The organism is Streptomyces pseudogriseolus (assembly GCA_002154585.1).
Taxonomy (GTDB): Bacteria; Actinomycetota; Actinomycetes; order Streptomycetales; family Streptomycetaceae; genus Streptomyces; species Streptomyces pseudogriseolus.
Genome location: MUNG01000753.1, coordinates 1 through 673, shown reverse-complemented (window position 1 = coordinate 673; position 673 = coordinate 1). Strand labels below are relative to the sequence as shown.

Here is a 673-nt window from a genome sequence, read left to right as displayed (position 1 = left end):
AGTCCGGCGAGACCGGCGCCGACGACCAGCACGTCGGCGCCGGTCTCGCGGCCGGACGCCGGACGGGCGGCGGACGCGGGGGTGGGGGCGGACACAGTGGCGGGGGCGGACACGGTGGCGGGGGCGGCTGAGGACATCAGGTACTCCGGGGCTCGGGCGCGGCGAGGCGCACGGCGCACGAGGCGCGGGCACGGCTCACGGGAACCCGTTCTCGCACCGCCCAGCGCCTGCGCACCGATCGAATGACGATGGGAAGCTATCGAAATTCGATAGGTGCAGCAAGCCCGAGTCCCATACGAAGCGGGGCCATCAGGGTGGCCGCGGGCCGTGTCGGGCACCCGTACCCCGAGGGCGCTGGCCATCCTGGGCCGTGCGGCGCCTTCCGGAGCGAACAAGGAGTACGGCATGTCCATGGAATCGGTCGAGCGTTTCCTCACGGCACTGGACCCGGAACACCGGGAGGCCGTCACCGCGAAGCCCCGCGAGGAGCAGCAGCGGCTCGCCGACGCCTGGGAGCGGGAGCTGGCGGACGACACGGAGCTGGACACCCTGGACGAGCTCTCCCCGCCGGCCGCGGAGGCCGAGGCGGCGCGCCGCGTCCTCGGCCTCGAGGCGGGTTGACGGTCACCCGGGTCACGAACACTCCCCGCGCTCGGCCGCCCGCCCCTGCGAC

The 673-nt window shown here is 74.3% G+C and carries 1 protein-coding gene; it reads left to right on the top strand.

The annotated features are described in order from the left end of the window. Window positions 1–405 precede the first annotated feature (405 nt). Window positions 406–621 (top strand): hypothetical protein, encoded by a 216-nt coding sequence (locus CCN29_RS34550; RefSeq protein WP_006130973.1) that lies wholly within the window; start codon window positions 406–408, stop codon window positions 619–621. Window positions 622–673 lie beyond the last annotated feature (52 nt).

Coding starts and splice junctions, on each gene's coding strand:
- CCN29_RS34550 (WP_006130973.1), top strand. CDS start 406: ATGTCCATGGAATCGGTCGAGCGTTTCCTCACGGCACTGGACCCGGAA.